Below are 14,788 nucleotides of genomic sequence, written 5' to 3'. Positions count from 1 at the left end.
TACTATATTGTTCGAGCATTTTAATAAACTTTTCGAAAAATTAAAAGTAAAAGTATAGAGTTCGAACTAACCTAGCATAGAATCCAAGAAGAGCATTACATAGAAGCCAATGAAGAATCCAAGGGTTACATAAAGCTCATTTTCCTCCCTTTTGTATATCTCCGGAATCATTTCTTTCACAGTTACGTAAAGCATTGCCCCCCCTGCTAGGCCCAAACCGTAAGGAAGGAGACTGCGAAATGTTGTAAAGAAGAGTGCACCAACAAGCACCATGATCATTTCCGCTACACCACTTAAACTCCCCATTAGAATTGGTTGGAGCCGTTTCTTTTGGAGAGTTGCAAGAGGAAGAGAAATCACCGCTCCCTCAGGAAAATCTTGAATACCTATCGCTATAGCTGTGATAATACCGGTCCTTAGATCAAAGACTATTGAAGTGCCCACTGCAAGGCCTTCAGGAAGATTGTGAATTACAACAGCAAGAACTATGAGCCAAACCACTCTGAGCCTATCCTTCAGCTCTTTCGGACCCTCATATCCCTTAACCAGATGTTCATGAGGTATAAACCTGTCTATAGCATAGATAAGCAATATTCCTAAAAGTATTCCAATTCCTGCTGGAGTAAAACTATTTGTAAATTCAATCGCTGGTAGTATTAAGCTGGTGAAACTAGCCACAATCATGACTCCAGCAGCAAAAGATAGACTCACATCAATTCCCCAATCTGGCAGTTTATTGTAGAATATGGCCAATAAAGAACCCAATGTAGTCATTATTGCTACAAAGAGACCCGCATAGAAAGAGACTACTATGAGATTACCCCCAGATATGTTGAGTAGGTACTCTCCAAGTCCTGCAATAGAGTTCTCTAACACTTTTAGCCCACCCTAATAAATAAAATGTTGAAATATTATAAAATTGCCAAAAACAAAGGATTATGGACCAACATGCATCATTTGAGAGTACATCTCCCAGTCAAGGAGAAGGTCGTACTCTGTCTTCAGGATGAAGTAGTGAGTATTTTCCATAGAAGCAAGATACCTAAGAAGGCCTTTTTTAGCATTGTCTTCCGTCATATCTTCAAGCTTTGAATAAAACTCTTTAGCTATTCTTTCGGCCTCCATTGCCCAACGAATAAGCTCTAATATATCGTGAACATCTTTAACTTTCTCTAAAACCGGTTTCAACTCAGGTCCTACATGTTCTTTCGGAAATACAATATCTTCTCCCGGGAAAGACTGAGCATAAAGCTTTCTTAAAAACTCCTCATGCTTTTCCTCTTCACCTGCAAGGAACTCAAGCTTCTTTTTTAAGGTTTCTACACCCACATTCTCAGCCATGCTTCTATAAAAATCCCTTGCCCCAATTTCGGCCTTTATAGCCATTCCCAAAAGTTCCTTAAGGGAGAATTCATTTACCCTCTCAAGAGGGATCCCCATATCCATATCAACTACCATTTCTCTCACCTCATTTCAAAAACCTGATATTATCTAATAGAACCCCCTTATACTAAAACCTTTCCATTTGATGAGGTTTTTAAATAACAAAAAACTATTCACGGGTATACTGAGATTCTATCTCGAGATTGCTAAATCGGATTCTAGCTACATAGTGCAATCTCACAAGAGTATAAATCCAAATGACGAGCGACAACAAATAGACTACTGGGGCCATTGTTCTAGTAGATTGAAGTGCATTGAGCCAGATAAAGATCACGAATACCCAAGAGGAAATTTTTGCGAGTGTTTTGTAATTTTCTGGCGTTCTAATGTATCCTGCAATTGCATTAATAAGTAGAATCAAGGAAACTGAGGACCCCAATTCAACGACATAAAATCCTTTCTCCTCAACAAAAACTGTAGAGGCCATTATAAGCACTATTTGCAAGAGCATTGTCCAAGTTGCTTTCACAAGCTTACTCTCGGAGAGGGAATATGCTATCATGGCAGGTCCCAAGAGAATCGCAACACTTATGACGGCTTCATGAATCTCAAACATGGTAGCGATAAATCCAAGCGACGTTAAAATCCCTCCAAGAAGAATATAGCGAGAGAGTCGCCTACCTCTGAGCCTTACTTTTTCTATTTGCTGTGATAAGTTCCATGTAAGAAAAATTCCCGCAAGCACCAAAATACCACCAACACTCATGAAGATTTGATATTGGTCAACCATGTTCTCATCATCCACGTCTTTGACTATTATGTTTATACAGAAAAGTAAATAAATCTTCCGGATATCTTGAAAAAAGTTTAAGAAAAATCACTCAAATACAATCTCATTTTCCCAGAGACCATGAATATTACAATAGCTTAAAGCATGAAGCTTCCCTTTTTTAGTCGTCTTAAAGAAGAATTTAGCTATGGGCTCTGTTAGGGGATCTGTGTGGTTTGCAAATTCTGCCCTGCCAACAAGTATAGGAAAGTTCTCACCCTCTGGGTGGAAATAAAGTTCAATCCAAGCTATATGATGTTCAGGAGTATTTGGATGTGGAATTTCCTTACCAACTTGAACTTTTACTTTTACTAAATCATCTTCTTTTTTGTACTCTATAACAGGTACATGTTTTTCTCCTTTCCAATCCCCACTTCTTATAGTTCCACTAATCATTTTCAATCACCTCAATCCTCTATCTTCTCAAACATATCTTTTGGAGCCCCACAGAGCGGGCATACCCAATCATCTGGGATTTCCTCAAACTTTGTTCCTGGATTAACTCCACTATCTGGATCTCCTGTTTCCTCATCGTATATATACCCACATACTATACATTTCCACTTTGCCATGTTTCCACCACCTAATATTATTAGATCGACCTTAAAAAGTTTGTGCTCCAAACCAATATGGTTAAAGAATGAAAGATCACTCAAAAACTACAAACTTTTCTCTTGAAGCCCCGCATACTGGACAATACTCAGGAGCCTCATCTATAACCGTGTATCCGCATACTGGACATATGTAGACCTTCTTTATTTCAAGATCCTTTTTCTGTTCCGCCAGTTCTTTGGCTTCCTTGTAAAGCTCTGCATGAATTTTTTCTGCCTCTAAGGCATAATGAGTACTCCTCACAGCCTCTTTCTCACCCTGGAGCTCAGCAGTTGCTTTGTAAACTGGATACATTTCTTCGACTTCAAAAGTCTCCCCATCTATTGCTACCTGAAGGTTGCTAGGAGTGTCCTTAATGTTGCCAAGTGCTTGATAATGATTTTTAGCATGTACAAGCTCAGCAAAAGCTATTGCTCTAAAGAGCTTTGCTATATTAGGGAATCCTTCCCTTTCAGCAACATCCGCAAAAATTAGATATCTCATATGCGCTTGGCTTTCTCCTGCATATGCATCTTCAAGAAACTTCTTCGTCATTTTTCTTTCGACTACCATAGCTACCACCCCAAAACGACATTATTAATTCGATAGAGAAATATAAAAGGTTTTCTATCCGAAACTTATAAAGAGGAGAGGAAATATTAAAGTTCGTTAATGCTAACTCTAGACTTTATTTTCCTTTCAAGTTCTAATGCCCTTTTCACATCTTTAATGATAACTGCCCCAACAACTTTTCCTTCCTTAAGAAATACCTTTGTTTTATCATCTAGCCAGTTCCCATCCCCCTTTGTTTCCCCTATGATAGCTATAGGGAAGTCACCAAACTTAAAAACGGTAGAACGAAACTCAAAAGCATACCTATCTTCTTCACCCCGTATGAGATTTGCAAGAACTTTCGCATGTCCCATTGCACCTTTAGCTGTTCCACAGATTATTTCGTTATATTCTGCACAGTCCCCAATAGCATAGACATCTCGAGCTGAAGTCCTGAATCGCTCATCAATTAAAATTCCCCTGCCTGCATGAATGCCACTCTTCAGGGCAAGTTCTTTGTTTGGGATTATCCCTATTGCACAGATCTTTACTCTTCCCTCTATATAGCCCTTCTCAGTGAAAACGCCTTCTCTATCAGCTTTTAATACATTGGCATTTAAATAGAACTCCACACCTTTAGATGCAAGCTCTTCTATTATCAGCTCTGTAAGCTCATTATCAAGGCCAAGAAGGTTACTTCCTCTATGGACAAGTTTAACCCTATAGCCAGCTTTTGATAAGTTGCCTGCCAGTTCAAGCCCTATAAATCCCCCTCCAACGATAAGAACATCACCTTTATTTTCAACCAGTTGCTTTATTTTCTCTGCATCTCTTAATGTTCTGAGTGGCATTAGATTCTCTTTTCCTTCTATCATTGGTTCCCTAGGTCTGGCCCCTGTAGCTATTACGAGAAGATCATAAGGAAGTTCCCCTGCACTCGTTATCAATTTTTTACGGGCTCTATCTATAACCTCTGCTTTAGTCTCCAATCTTAGCTCTATCCCTTTATTTTCATACCACTCAAGCGAATAAGGAAAAAGTTTCTCCTTTTTTACAGTCCCTGCTATGTAATGACTCAACATAGGTTTGATATAGTAAGGAAGATCCTCCTGCTCTATAATAGTTACCTCATATTCGTCGGAAAGCTGCTTTGCTAATTCAACTCCCCCAGGGCCATTTCCAACAATCAAAAGCCCCATAAAATTCCCTCATGGTTGAGTTCTAGGTTTGTAATATATCTCCACTTGATTAAATATTACATGCGCTGGTATTTCGGTATATTCGGGCTTTCCTCTCATCAGCCCTTCAAGATACTCCTTATGAGCTTCAATAGCTTTATAGTGGGCTTTTTCCTGTGCAGCTAGGAAATCAAAAAGGACTTTATGTTCGGGAAGTTTTTGAGCCAAAAGAGTGTAAACTCTTTCAGCAGTCTTTTCATTCATGAGGGCTGTTTTTAATGCCTCCACTAAGTTTCCTAGAGTTACAATATTAACCGTACTCTCTACAAATGGGACGTTTTCTGGGACTGTATACTCTTTATCCCCAAAGATCCTATCATAAAGGTTTAGTAGAAGTGTTTTATGGGCCTGTTCGGCCTTTGCAAGGTCTTTAAAGAATTCCCCTATTAACTCACCTTTTCCCTCGGCAAGTTTTAGGTAGAACTGTTTTGCATCCTCCTCAGATGCAATTGCATATCCTAAAATCTCCTTTTCAGGCAGTTTCTCCAATTTTTTAACAATTTCTTCTTCCATTGACATTACCCCAATAATATTTTTCATAGCTTCTATTTAAGAGTATCCAAAACGATCCTAATAGTTCCCATTCAAAAACAAAAAAGATAATATCGAGTTTTAGATGAGACTTATTTCTTCCTGAGAAGCGAGTTTTCAGAAAAATATAACATTTAAAAATTTAAAGAAGAGTCATTTCCTAAGCTTCTGGATGAGCTTTCTCATACCTTCCCTTATCCGTACTTCGTCTTCTGGAGTGGTTTGACCTTTTACCTCAATGGTATCCACATGGTCGAACTTTGATCTTTTGATGAGCGTCTCTATTTCTCTTCCTGCAACTCCTGCCCATCCAAAAGTACCAAGTATAAGCACAGGTTTTTCGTAGTTGGCTTTATCAAGTAGCTCGTAAAGAGTGTATCTTATGCGGGGATGGATGTTTGCTTCATAAGTCGAAGCCCCAATTATCAAGGCCTCACTATCGGGAACTTCTCCAAGGATATCACTAACTGCTGGTGCTTCTTTATCTGTAAACTTGTAAACTACTGGATTAAACCCTTGTTTCCTTAATTCATCAATAGCTATTTGGATACTTTTTTCAACAAATCCATACATTGAATCATAGACCACTAGAACTTTTCCCTTTGTTGGAACCCCAGCTCCAACTTTTGCATAGTATTCAAAAATCCTCTGCGGGTTTTTACGCCATATTAAACCATGGCCAGGGAGAATCATTTTAACATCGTTCACGATACCCAGATTCTTTATTTTCTCGAGATTTTCTACAATGTACTTGTGATAGTGGCCAATGACAGTTACAATATACTTCGTTACATATGGAAGGTACTTCTCCACAATTTCATCATCACTATCATCTATTGCCTCAGGTATTGAGTAGCCTCCTCCAACATCACAGCCAAAGATTATCTTGTCCTCAACCAAGTACGTTATCATTGTATCGGGCCAGTGCAGCCATGGAACTGTTATAAATTTAAAAGTTCTGTTTCCTATCCTAAGCTCTTCTCCGTCTTTAATTGCATGAACATTCTCCTTTATCCCAAAAAATGCATCTAGAAGTCTTTTTGCAAATATTGTCCCAATTATTTTCGCTTTATAGCCGTTGGCCTCAAGCACTTTCGGTAGTGCTCCACTATGGTCAGGTTCCATATGATGGACTACAATATGGGTTATCTCCTTAGGATCAACAATGCTAGAAAGTGCCTCAAGAAATTCTTCCGTATAATCTTTTTTCCAAGCATCAAAGAGTATAACAGCATTATCTGTTTTCATCAAATAGGCATTGTACGTTATTCCCTCTGGGATATCCCACGTAGCTTCAAAATATCTTATCTGGTCATCATCAATTCTCAAAAGGTAGAGTTCTGGCTCTTCTAAAAGCTTCTCAATCCAAACCTTTGACATTTTTTCATCACCCCAATTTAGTTCAGAAATCAAAAATATAAAAGGTTTTTCACTTTTCAAAAAACTCAAATACCTCAAGAAGGGGATAACAAAATTAAAAGCCTTTCTTTGCCTCCAAAATCTCCTTAATCTGCCCAAGTTTTGGTTTTCTCTGCCATAATGGTGTTTTGTCCTTCTTATAAGCTGTAACTTGCTCTTCAAATGTTGGTTTCTCGTGGATGTAGAATATTCCAAGTGGAAGAGGATCAGTTTCTATTGCCCTTTTAAAAGCCTCTTCCCTATTGTATGGATCATGATCTTCCATCCAGTATGTATGCTTGTGGTACCATTCGTAGGTATTTATCTTGTTGAAGCTTACACAGGGGTGAAATATATCCACTATAGCTAATCCTTTGTGCTGAATTGCTTTCTTTATAATTTCTGCACTTTCCTCGAAGTACCCCATGAAAGTTCTCGCAACAAATGATGCATCGAGGGCTATTGCTAATGCTATTGGGTTAAATGGCTCTTCAAAGACACCCCAAGGTTGAGTTGGAGTTTTCATTCCAAGCATCGTTGTGGGGGAAGCCTGACCTTTGGTAAGCCCATAAATTTGGTTGTCATGGATGAGGATCGTGATGTCGGGGTTCCTTCTTATTGCGTGAAGGAAATGATTCCCTCCTTCGGCATACATATCCCCGTCCCCACCTTCCGCTATCACGGTAAGCTTTGGATTAGCTGCCTTTACAGCAGTCGCTATGGGTATTGAACGCCCATGAAGTGTGTGATAACCATTGACCTTTATGTAGTGGGGCATCTTTGCAGCCTGACCTATTCCGCTTATGATCACTACTTCTTGAGGCGTTAGATTAAGCTCAGCAAAAACCTTCCTTAAGATGTTTCTAATTCCAAAATTCCCACATCCGGGGCACCACGCTACATCCTTACTTCCTGGCCTGTTTGGTTCAAAAAGCATTGGAGAGGTCATTCTAACACCCCCTTAAGAGCATCAAGAATCTCCTCAACTGAGAAAGGCCTCCCATCATACTTCAAAATCTTGTGGTCCACGCTTACTCCAAATTCTTTCTTTAGGAGTTCCGCAAACTGAGCTGTAACGTTCTGCTCAATATCAATTAGCACTTTATCCTCCAATAGTTCTTTAACAGCATCTGGTAGTGGATAAAGCCATTTAAAATGTAAAAATGCGATGTCTTTCCTTCTAAGACTCTCAAGAGCCTCTTTTATTACATGATATGTTGAACCCCAACTAATAACAAGGTACCTCGCGTCTTCACTTCCAATAAGCTCCGGCATCATTGCATTTTTTCTTATTGTCATGAGCTTTTTAATGGCCCTTTTCTCCTGCATAAGTCTCGAGAGTTCTTCATCTTCTGTAATATCTCCCCATTCATCGTGTTCATTTCCATTTGCTATTATAACTCCTTTTCCATAACCAGGTATTCCCCTCGGAGAGATACCATCTTCTGTGAGGAGGTAGCGCTTATAGTTTTCGTCTGTCTCGACTATATGTTTCTCAAGCTTAAGTTCACTCAAATCGAACTCTGGCAAGTTATAGTATGTATCAACAAAGTATTGATCAGTGAGAATTATCACAGGAACCTGATACTTATCCGCCAAGTTGAACGCAGTAGCTGTTAGGTAGAACGCCTCTTCTATGCTCCCCGGAGCAAGAACTATACGTGGGAACTCACCATGTCCAGAGTATAGGACAAGGTTCAAATCGCTTTGCAGTGTCCTTGTAGGTAAACCAGTTGCCGGGCCTGGCCTTTGAGCTAGATGAATTACTATTGGGTTCTCTGCCATTCCAGCCAAGCTTAGGGCCTCACTCATTAAAGCAAATCCTCCACCGGAAGTTGTGACTATTCCTCTTGCACCAGCAAACCATGCGCCCAGTGCCATATTTATTGCTGCAATTTCATCTTCCGTTTGTTCCACAATTATCTCGAACTCTTCTGCATGTTGAGCGGAAAAAACAGCAACTCCAGTTGACGGACTCATTGGGTAAAAAGTTAGAACGTTCATTCCTCCAGCAATGGCCCCCAAAGCAATAGCCTCAGTGCCACTCAAGAGTACTTCTTCCTTAACTCTCTCATCTTTTTTCACATCGATTCCAATGGTCTTTTCTTCACACAACTTTACACCAAGGTTATATCCTTTTTCAGCCGCCTCAATATTTTTAGAGACTACATCCTCGCCTTTAGAGCCAAATCTCTTCATTAAGTACTTTTTGAGAATCTCAAAATCCCCATGGAAGAGACCAACTGCTATTCCAGCAGCTATTGTGTTTAGATATAAAGGACTGCCCACATCTTTTGCCATTTTGTTAAAAGGAACTTCAACAAAAGTAATCTTCTCCATAAATTCCTCTTCGACGTTTTCTCGCTCTCCAAGAACAACCGTATTTTCTGAGAGCCTATTTTGCAGCCAAGGTAAAACTCCACGCTTGAAGGGAATTAGAATGTCAATTCTCTTTATAAAGGCCCTTACTTTCTTAGAAGAAACCCTTATTTCGGTTGTATTTATACCTCCTCTCACTCGAGACATATATTCTTTATTCGCATAGACATTGTATCCAGAAAGTTTCAAAACCCTTGTTAAGATTTCCTCCACGGTTTGAATTCCCTGCCCTGCTGCACCACCCAAAACAATAGAAACATCTTCTTTAAACTCAACCATATCTCAATCCCTCACATTAAGTTCGACTTTCGTCATAATAAGGTTTGTGAGTTAGGTTTATATAATTTTCTTTTGGAATCCTAATAATAAGATCCTCCATCTTAAAGAAGAAAAGAACAGAGTTAGAAAAAGTCATTCTAGCTTTTTATGGCAAAACCACCAATCATAACACTCAATTTCCCCTCTTGCTTTGGCTTCTTTGCGTTTTTTGATTTGTTCAACGGTTCCGGCAGGTGGTACAATAGCCCTATCTCCAATTAACTCATTGTTTGGCCATTTATGAGGCAATGCAACACCTTTTTCGGTGCTTATTTTAAGAGCCTTCACAAGTCTAAGTATTTCGTCCCAATCTCTGCCAACTTCTGCCGGGTAGTATACAATGGCCCTAATAATTCCTTTATTGTCAACTACAAAAACTGCTCTTGCTGTAATCGTTGCTCCACTGGGTATCATGCCCAAAGCTTCAGCAAGGTTACCACGATCGTCAGCGATAACTGGGAACGTTATCTCCACACCAAGGTTCTCCTTTATCCACTCCATCCACTTAAGGTGGCTAAACACTTGGTCAACACTTAATCCAATAGGTTCAACACCAAGTTCTCTGAACTGTTCAACTCTTTTTTGCATGCCGTAGAATTCAGTTGTACAAACCGGAGTAAAGTCCGCTGGGTGGCTAAATAAGATAAACCACTTACCTTTCTCAACAAAGTAATCGGGAAGCTTTATCACTCCATGGGTTGTTTTCACTTCAACTTCTGGAAACTTTTCTCCAATAACTACCATTTCTATCACCTCACAATTATTTCATATGAAACTAACATAGTTCGAATATATAAGGTTTTTGGTTTGTCTGATAATATTTAAATAGCAAAATTTCAAATATAATGTTGCGTAAATGTCTCCATTATTCTCCGAAATGCTACATCTTCTGGGAAAATCTCTCACAAAGAAGAGAGCCTTAAAACTAACTCGGCTTTTTCACAGTGCTCTTTAAGCCGTTTCTTTACTTCCTCCTCTCCCCCTAAAACAGGCCAGAGAATAGAATCTACGTGCAGAGGTGGGATCCCAACCTCTTTTGAAATTCTCTCCCAAAACTTCACAGGATCTTCAGATGTAAACCTTTTTGTGTAATTTTCAATTCTAAAGTCTTTGGGTATAGGAATCTCCATTGGATAAGGAACAAATTTTCTAAAAACAATTCTAGACGCATACCCAAACATTTTAACAGCAAATACTATTGTTTTAGCATCTCCCTTGGCTCTCATGACCTTCACAAGATCATTCCTAAATTTTAGCATGTTGTTGTAATAAACTTCAAAATTCTCTAATGTCAGAGTCATTAAAAACGGTTCAAGTCTTTCCAGACGGTTTAGCTTTGAGGAAATTAGCCTTTTATTAGTTTTAGATTTAGGTAAAAACTCAGAATAAGCTCTTAAGATGGTGGTCTCTGGGTAATTTTGGGAGAAATAGTTGGAGAATTCCAACCACCACTGCTCCCCCTTACCAGAGAGCTGATAACTAACAATAGAATTCGCTATAACAAGCTTAATGAAGAGTTCATCATTGCCTAGGTTTTCATAGAGCTTTTCTAATGCTGAAAACTGGAGATCCACTTTTTCTTCGATAATTCTCGCGCATTCGATCCCCAGTTCCATAAGGATATTTTTAAGTACCTCAACTTTCAACGCTTCCACCAAAATAGAAAGGGATGAAGGACTTATAGAGTTTGCGAAAAAAGGAAAGGGGAACTAATCAACTTTTTTCTCTTCTGCAGACTCTTTCTTTTCTTTAGATGGTTTTGGCTTTGCTGGTGGTTTAAGACCATAACCGAGTATTTTGAATTCAAAAGTGCTCCCATCCCTCAGGATATATCTAACTTTCCCATCTTCAAGATATTCGATCTTGGCTAATGGATGCCTGTAGTCTTCGAATTTTCTCACCATATCTTCTGGCAATGGAACCCAGTCAAAGAGCTCAAGTTCTTCTTCTTTCCACTCTGTAGTTAAGATATAGTGCTCAACATGGCCCAATGCTCCAGTAGGACATACATCAACACAGAACTGACAGAAGGTACATCTTCCATAGTCTATCTTTGGATGTGCTCTTTTTTCTCCCTCAATCCATGTCATCTCTATAGCCCTTGCGGGACATATCTGACCACACATATTACAACCGATACATGTCTTCCAGTTGAGAGTATGGAATCCACGGTATTTTTCAGCAATTTGTGTGGGTTCATAGGGGATTTTTATAGTTACAGGCTTTTTGAAGAGATATTTTAGACTAAGCCAGGGTTTCAAGAAAGAGGGCCTCTTCTTAACCTTCTCCTCAGGTGCAATTTTAAATTTAGCTTCACTCATTTTTCATCACCTGTCTATGTCGGGTGGACAGTTCCCTAAGGTCATCAATATAACTGGCACGTCTGCTATTCTAGCCCCCACCAAAAGCTGTTCTATTACCCTAATTCCATGGGATATGCTTGGACCTCTTATCTGGACTCTGTAAGGCTTGTTTCCTCCATCGCTTACAACATAGGCTCCAAAATCTCCAGTAGTAGCTTCTACATGAGCATAAGCATCTCCTGCAGGAACTTTAAACCTCGGGAGTGCCTTAAGTCTTGGATCTTCCACTTTATAAGGCCCATCCGGTGGTCCCATCTCAAGAAGCTGTTCAAGGATGTAAAGGTCCTGTTCAATTTCAAATCTCCTCACAAGTGCTCTGGCCAAAGAGTCACCTTCTTTGAGAACAGGTACTTCAAAATCAAGCTCTGGGTAGAGTAAATAGGGATCTAATCTCCTTACATCTGCTTTTACTCCTGCAGCCCTTAAGTTTGGTCCGGTAACGCCTTCTGCTAAAGCGAACTTTTTGTCCATTACTCCAATCCCTTCAAGCCTGTTGTAAGTAATGTAATTTTCAAATAAGATGTTGTCAAAGTCTGGAAGTTTATTCTTAACATATTCCACAGTGTCTTTGAGCTGCCTCAGCCACTTGTCTCCAGGGATATCCCTTCTAACTCCACCAGGAATTGTATAAATATGGTAAACTCTTGCTCCAGTAAGCTGTTCAAAGAGTGCCATAAACCTCTCTCTATAAGCAGCAGCCCATTGTCCTGCTGTGTAAACACCAAGCTTAAATGATAATCCCATTGTCCAGAATAGGTACGAAGTAACTCTAGCCATCTCAAGAACAACCGTCCTGATCCACTGAGCCCTTTCTGGAACCTCCCATCCCATAAGCTCATCAACAGCCATGGAATAAATAGCCTCTGGAACATCAGGCTCTGGGACACAGATTCTCAGTAGAAGTGCTATATTTGTGTACCATGGTCTTAGCTCGGCAAGTTTCTCAAATCCCCTGTGAAGGAAGCCTGGATTAGCTATGGCTTTAACAACTCTATGCCCATCCAGTTTTAAGATTAAGCTGTAATTCTCAGTGGCCATGTGCTGGGGACCAAAAAACAACTCATAAGTGTCTTTATCCAGGGGTAAGAGTTCCATCCCATTCTCTCTCGCTTCTCTAATGAGTTCCTCTTGTGAAACCATCATCATCACCTCAAATTACATAGTCCTCCTTATCCTCTTCGAACCTATCCAGAATCTTGTATTTCCTTTTCACATAATCAAGCATGTCAAAGTCTTTTCTATGGCAAACTCCTGCTTCTCTATCCTCATCCTCGAGAATCCACGGCATTTCCAGTTTTTCATTACCCTCAAAGTACACCTTGTAAAATTCATGAGCATCTCTCTCGTAGGTTTCTGCCACGGGATAGATATCCTTCACTGAAGGTACTTTTGCCTTTTCTACTTCCCTTGGAATTCTTGTCTTTACAAATGCATGAACAGCGTGAGTATAACTCCACATTTGATAAACAAGCTCTATCTCCCCATCTTTAATCCAGTCTACTGCTGTTATTTGCATCATAGTTTCAAAGTTACTCTCCTTAAGCAGCGTGAGAAACTCTCTAATTCTCTCTGCGGGGATATGAAACTCTATTCTTCTAGCTCTTCTAACCTTTCCCTCTGCATATGGCGCCTTTTCAAGAATTTGCCTCACTATATTCTCCTCTTTTTCTAGTGTCATGTTTCACTCCTCCCTAACTTTCTTCTTTTTGTCCATTAACCATGGAATCCATCTTCTCGCAGTCTTTTCTCTCCATCCCTCACCAAAGAGCTCGTCCTGATTTTTCTTGTAGTACTCGTAGTTCTCCTTGTAGCGTTTCCATCCATCAGCCTTACCACTATCAATGAGTTCCATTATCTTCTTGATGCCATCCATAACCGCCTCAGGCCTCGGCATACATCCAGCTATTGCAACATCAATTGGCAGGTACTTGTCAAGGTGCTTGATAGCATTGTAACCGTCCCAGTAAATTCCGCCATTTAGTGGACATGAACCGTGAGCAAGGACGTACTTTGGATCAGGTTGCATTTCATAGGTGATTATTATTCTTTTGAGGGTCTTAGGAGTCACGTATCCAGTAATGAGGAAGAGATCGGCCATTCTTGGAGCTGGATTAGGCATCATACCAAAACGCTCTAGATCGTATCTTGAGGTCATTAGAGGAGGCATTTCTATACCGCCACATCCTGTACAAAACGCCACAATCCACATGCTCCTTTTTCTCGCAAAGTTAATGAGCGGTTCATATAATCTCCAATCAACCATTTTTCTTCACCTCACAGAGTCGCTAATATTGCCCCCAGAGCGGCTATTATTGTAGGCCATTTCCAGTAAAACCTAGCAGCTTGATCTATAGTGAACCTTGGGAATATTGCGCCCATGAAAGTTGCCACCAAAAGTACTGCAGTCTGCTTGATGAGGAGTACAACCAAAGTTGCTATTGTATTGAGTATTGAACTCCCAAATATTGTAATCGCTGCTCCCCCAAGGAATATGTTTGAGAAGAACAGTGTCTCTCCAAAGAGGGCTATCGCATGTTGAATCTGAAGTATTCCCATGTGTTTACCGCCAAACTCAACCATTGGACCAAGGGATATCTCACCAGGTGCAATCATGATATCAAAGGGCTCTTTACCAAACATTGCTTGAAGTACAAGATCGTAAGCAATTGCTGCAAACAAGAGTGGAAGCGCTGTTATACTCCATCCCATGCTCTGCTGGGCCATCACTATTTCATAGGTGCTGAATGTACCATAATATTCAGCAAGGGCAACTATTGCAAAACCTAGTGGCACTTGGATTGCTAAGAGCGTCAACAAGGCTCTCTGAGCACCAATGCCAGCATAGGGGTTTCCTGAGCTCATTGCTGCAAACATTATCCCAAGCATTGGTATCTCAAGGAGGAAGGTAATTAATACTAGATCACCGTACGCCCTGAGAACACCGATATTTCCAAGAGGTATGAACATTATAGCCAGTATTGTTGCTCCCAATGCGTAGATCACGCCAAAGTCGTATATTAAACCATGAGTTATGTTGCTTTTTTTTGAAAGGAGCTTAATCGTATCTAAGATGGGCTGATAGATAGGAGGCCCAACTCTTCTATGTATTCTTGCAGTGACTATTCTTATTATTCCCATGAACATGAAACCTACGAAAGTTGCATAAATTAAGATAAAGAGAGCTTTTAAAGCAATTTCAATCATCC

Annotated in this window: 18 protein-coding genes; all 18 read right to left on the bottom strand. The window is 39.9% G+C overall.

The window, feature by feature from the left end:
• Positions 1-66: 66 nt before the first annotated feature.
• Positions 67-876 (bottom strand): ZIP family metal transporter, encoded by an 810-nt coding sequence (locus EP1X_RS02015; protein ID WP_055281191.1) that lies wholly within the window; start codon positions 874-876, stop codon positions 67-69.
• Positions 877-936: 60 nt separating this feature from the next.
• Positions 937-1,458, bottom strand: a complete 522-nt coding sequence (locus EP1X_RS02010) for a ferritin family protein (RefSeq protein WP_055281189.1) — start codon at positions 1,456-1,458, stop codon at positions 937-939.
• 94 nt (positions 1,459-1,552) lie between these two features.
• On the bottom strand, positions 1,553-2,173 hold the full coding sequence (locus tag EP1X_RS02005) for a hypothetical protein (RefSeq protein WP_055281187.1): 621 nt from the start codon (positions 2,171-2,173) through the stop codon (positions 1,553-1,555).
• A gap of 87 nt (positions 2,174-2,260) precedes the next feature.
• Positions 2,261-2,608 carry a class II SORL domain-containing protein gene (locus EP1X_RS02000; RefSeq protein ID WP_055281185.1) on the bottom strand — a complete coding sequence of 116 codons (348 nt, stop codon included), beginning with the start codon at positions 2,606-2,608 and terminating at the stop codon, positions 2,261-2,263.
• An 11-nt stretch (positions 2,609-2,619) separates the two neighbouring features.
• Positions 2,620-2,784: a rubredoxin gene (gene rd, locus EP1X_RS01995; RefSeq protein ID WP_055281184.1), complete on the bottom strand. Its 165-nt coding sequence runs from the start codon at positions 2,782-2,784 to the stop codon at positions 2,620-2,622.
• A gap of 76 nt (positions 2,785-2,860) precedes the next feature.
• Complete coding sequence (locus EP1X_RS01990) at positions 2,861-3,376, bottom strand: rubrerythrin family protein (protein WP_055281182.1); 516 nt, start codon at positions 3,374-3,376, stop codon at positions 2,861-2,863.
• Positions 3,377-3,462: 86 nt separating this feature from the next.
• Positions 3,463-4,554 carry an NAD(P)/FAD-dependent oxidoreductase gene (locus EP1X_RS01985; RefSeq protein WP_055281181.1) on the bottom strand — a complete coding sequence of 364 codons (1,092 nt, stop codon included), beginning with the start codon at positions 4,552-4,554 and terminating at the stop codon, positions 3,463-3,465.
• 9 nt (positions 4,555-4,563) lie between these two features.
• On the bottom strand, positions 4,564-5,106 hold the full coding sequence (locus EP1X_RS01980; RefSeq protein ID WP_172672583.1) for a ferritin family protein: 543 nt from the start codon (positions 5,104-5,106) through the stop codon (positions 4,564-4,566).
• Between the two features lie 171 nt (positions 5,107-5,277).
• Entirely contained in the window at positions 5,278-6,504 is a 1,227-nt protein-coding gene (locus tag EP1X_RS01975; RefSeq protein ID WP_055281178.1) for an FprA family A-type flavoprotein, read from the bottom strand.
• A 94-nt stretch (positions 6,505-6,598) separates the two neighbouring features.
• A complete protein-coding gene (locus tag EP1X_RS01970; protein ID WP_055281177.1) occupies positions 6,599-7,471 on the bottom strand; it encodes a thiamine pyrophosphate-dependent enzyme in 873 nt (290 codons plus the stop codon).
• Positions 7,468-9,180, bottom strand: coding sequence for a 2-oxoacid:acceptor oxidoreductase subunit alpha (locus EP1X_RS01965; protein ID WP_055281176.1), 1,713 nt, complete (start codon positions 9,178-9,180; stop codon positions 7,468-7,470). The genes EP1X_RS01970 and EP1X_RS01965 overlap by 4 nt, the downstream gene beginning before the upstream one ends.
• A gap of 132 nt (positions 9,181-9,312) precedes the next feature.
• Positions 9,313-9,963 (bottom strand): peroxiredoxin, encoded by a 651-nt coding sequence (locus tag EP1X_RS01960; protein WP_055281174.1) that lies wholly within the window; start codon positions 9,961-9,963, stop codon positions 9,313-9,315.
• A 158-nt stretch (positions 9,964-10,121) separates the two neighbouring features.
• A complete protein-coding gene (locus EP1X_RS01955) occupies positions 10,122-10,835 on the bottom strand; it encodes an N-glycosylase/DNA lyase (protein WP_253276533.1) in 714 nt (237 codons plus the stop codon).
• Positions 10,836-10,928: 93 nt separating this feature from the next.
• The gene (gene nuoI / locus EP1X_RS01950) at positions 10,929-11,540 is read right to left on the bottom strand and encodes an NADH-quinone oxidoreductase subunit NuoI (RefSeq protein ID WP_055281170.1); all 612 of its coding nucleotides are present in this window, start codon (positions 11,538-11,540) and stop codon (positions 10,929-10,931) included.
• Between the two features lie 6 nt (positions 11,541-11,546).
• Complete coding sequence (locus EP1X_RS01945; protein ID WP_055281168.1) at positions 11,547-12,722, bottom strand: NADH-quinone oxidoreductase subunit D; 1,176 nt, start codon at positions 12,720-12,722, stop codon at positions 11,547-11,549.
• A gap of 10 nt (positions 12,723-12,732) precedes the next feature.
• On the bottom strand, positions 12,733-13,260 hold the full coding sequence (locus EP1X_RS01940) for an NADH-quinone oxidoreductase subunit C (protein WP_055281166.1): 528 nt from the start codon (positions 13,258-13,260) through the stop codon (positions 12,733-12,735).
• Between the two features lie 3 nt (positions 13,261-13,263).
• A complete protein-coding gene (locus EP1X_RS01935) occupies positions 13,264-13,845 on the bottom strand; it encodes an NADH-quinone oxidoreductase subunit B family protein (protein WP_055281164.1) in 582 nt (193 codons plus the stop codon).
• An 11-nt stretch (positions 13,846-13,856) separates the two neighbouring features.
• Entirely contained in the window at positions 13,857-14,786 is a 930-nt protein-coding gene (locus EP1X_RS01930) for a respiratory chain complex I subunit 1 family protein (protein WP_055281163.1), read from the bottom strand.
• Between the last annotated feature and the right edge of the window lie 2 nt (positions 14,787-14,788).

The sequence above is a fragment of the Thermococcus sp. EP1 genome (assembly GCF_001317345.1).
Taxonomy (GTDB): Archaea; Methanobacteriota_B; Thermococci; order Thermococcales; family Thermococcaceae; genus Thermococcus_A.
This window is presented reverse-complemented; position numbering and strand designations above follow the sequence as displayed.

Coding starts and splice junctions, on each gene's coding strand:
- EP1X_RS01930 (WP_055281163.1), bottom strand. CDS start 14,786: ATGATTGAAATTGCTTTAAAAGCTCTCTTTATCTTAATTTATGCAACT.
- EP1X_RS01980 (WP_172672583.1), bottom strand. CDS start 5,106: ATGGAAGAAGAAATTGTTAAAAAATTGGAGAAACTGCCTGAAAAGGAG.
- rd (WP_055281184.1), bottom strand. CDS start 2,784: ATGGCAAAGTGGAAATGTATAGTATGTGGGTATATATACGATGAGGAA.
- EP1X_RS01945 (WP_055281168.1), bottom strand. CDS start 12,722: ATGGTTTCACAAGAGGAACTCATTAGAGAAGCGAGAGAGAATGGGATG.
- EP1X_RS02000 (WP_055281185.1), bottom strand. CDS start 2,608: ATGATTAGTGGAACTATAAGAAGTGGGGATTGGAAAGGAGAAAAACAT.
- nuoI (WP_055281170.1), bottom strand. CDS start 11,540: ATGAGTGAAGCTAAATTTAAAATTGCACCTGAGGAGAAGGTTAAGAAG.
- EP1X_RS02010 (WP_055281189.1), bottom strand. CDS start 1,458: ATGGTAGTTGATATGGATATGGGGATCCCTCTTGAGAGGGTAAATGAA.
- EP1X_RS01990 (WP_055281182.1), bottom strand. CDS start 3,376: ATGGTAGTCGAAAGAAAAATGACGAAGAAGTTTCTTGAAGATGCATAT.
- EP1X_RS01960 (WP_055281174.1), bottom strand. CDS start 9,963: ATGGTAGTTATTGGAGAAAAGTTTCCAGAAGTTGAAGTGAAAACAACC.
- EP1X_RS02005 (WP_055281187.1), bottom strand. CDS start 2,173: ATGGTTGACCAATATCAAATCTTCATGAGTGTTGGTGGTATTTTGGTG.
- EP1X_RS01970 (WP_055281177.1), bottom strand. CDS start 7,471: ATGACCTCTCCAATGCTTTTTGAACCAAACAGGCCAGGAAGTAAGGAT.
- EP1X_RS01955 (WP_253276533.1), bottom strand. CDS start 10,835: ATGGAACTGGGGATCGAATGCGCGAGAATTATCGAAGAAAAAGTGGAT.
- EP1X_RS01935 (WP_055281164.1), bottom strand. CDS start 13,845: ATGGTTGATTGGAGATTATATGAACCGCTCATTAACTTTGCGAGAAAA.
- EP1X_RS01940 (WP_055281166.1), bottom strand. CDS start 13,260: ATGACACTAGAAAAAGAGGAGAATATAGTGAGGCAAATTCTTGAAAAG.
- EP1X_RS01965 (WP_055281176.1), bottom strand. CDS start 9,180: ATGGTTGAGTTTAAAGAAGATGTTTCTATTGTTTTGGGTGGTGCAGCA.
- EP1X_RS01985 (WP_055281181.1), bottom strand. CDS start 4,554: ATGGGGCTTTTGATTGTTGGAAATGGCCCTGGGGGAGTTGAATTAGCA.
- EP1X_RS01975 (WP_055281178.1), bottom strand. CDS start 6,504: ATGTCAAAGGTTTGGATTGAGAAGCTTTTAGAAGAGCCAGAACTCTAC.